The organism is Thalassolituus sp. UBA2009 (assembly GCF_002335285.1).
GTDB classification, from domain to species: Bacteria; Pseudomonadota; Gammaproteobacteria; order Pseudomonadales; family Oceanobacteraceae; genus Venatoribacter; species Venatoribacter alkanivorans.
Genome location: NZ_DDCJ01000162.1, coordinates 34,183 through 35,359, shown reverse-complemented (window position 1 = coordinate 35,359; position 1,177 = coordinate 34,183). Strand labels below are relative to the sequence as shown.

At 51.9% G+C, this 1,177-nt stretch carries 2 protein-coding genes; one reads left to right on the top strand and one right to left on the bottom strand.

The genetic code is table 11. The annotated features are described in order from the left end of the window. Positions 1-297: 297 nt before the first annotated feature. Positions 298-789: a GNAT family N-acetyltransferase gene (locus B3P58_RS20195; RefSeq protein WP_230332742.1), complete on the bottom strand. Its 492-nt coding sequence runs from the start codon at positions 787-789 to the stop codon at positions 298-300. Positions 790-1,073: 284 nt separating this feature from the next. Here B3P58_RS20195 and B3P58_RS20730 point away from each other — a divergent pair. Continuing rightward, positions 1,074-1,177 (top strand): FxsA family protein (locus B3P58_RS20730; RefSeq protein ID WP_349676605.1); only part of this gene is annotated, 104 nt, incomplete at its 3' end.

The following is a 1,177-nucleotide window of genomic DNA, read 5'->3' as shown; positions in this document are numbered from 1 at the left end:
GCCAGACAACCAGATGATTCTGCGGCCTTCAGAGCAAAACCCTGCCCCGGATCGATACAAATTATTGGTATTTTAAAACGTCGATCCGGGGCGAATTGTTTTGCGTGCTGCATAATCATTGCAGTTGGCTGGATGAAGCCGGACGCGCCGAAAAGAGAGGATCGGAAGGAGATACTTCTCCTTGCAGGGGGCCAGGGGCTTGCCCCGGAAAGGCGTTTCAGATTGAAAAATAGTAGTCGATGAATACTGTGGTTTGGAGTGACACGATGTCACTCCAGGCTGTGGACAGTAGTGGGCTTAAAGGTATTTCTGCCAGAACATCGCTTTACCCATGGCCGCATCCAGCTCATAGCTGGCATAGCCCAGTGAGCGGTATGCGTTCTGCGCCACCTTATTACCTTCCAGCACTTCCAGCGTCAGCTTGCAGCAGCCGAGTTCGCGGGCGATCTCTTCGGTTTTATTCATAATGCGCTTGGATAGACCACGGCCCTGGAATTTTTCCATTACGGCAACGTCGTGCACATTCAGCAGTGGTTTGCAGGAGAAGGTTGAAAAACCTTCGATGGAAATCACCAGTCCCGCCGGCTCATCATCAATAAAGGCCAGTACCACGTGCACATTCGGGCGCCTGGCCAGCTCAGCCGCCAGATTAGCACGGGTAAAGTCAGACAGTTTTTCACCGCCACCCATAATGCCGTCGGCATAGTGGTTCAGCACCTCGATCATGGCGCTGGCATGAAGGGGATTGTTCAGATCAGCAATAACGATTTGTTCAGATTGTTCAGACACAACAGCAATTCCGGATTTAATAAGATACTCAGCAGTGCCGTACTGTAGGAGTTCCGGTCCGTGGCGTAAAGCATCGCATCCTGTGCTGCGTGGAATGACCGGCAGTGTTGACATTTTATGACGCCAGGGCCTGTTTAATTCGTGTTAACAGGCCCTGAGCCAGCCCCTTTGCCTTGTAATCTCCGCCCTTGATCCCATATAGCTGTTACCACCCGCCATCTTCTGCTGCACAGTCAGCCAACAGACCCGGCGGCCATTCAAGCACTGACCTCACGGAGCTGCCTGTGCCTTTGTTATTAATCTTTATTCTGGTGCCGATGATTGAACTGGCGGTTCTGATCAAAGTTGGCTCCCATATCGGTGTGCTGTGGACGCTGGCGCTTATTTT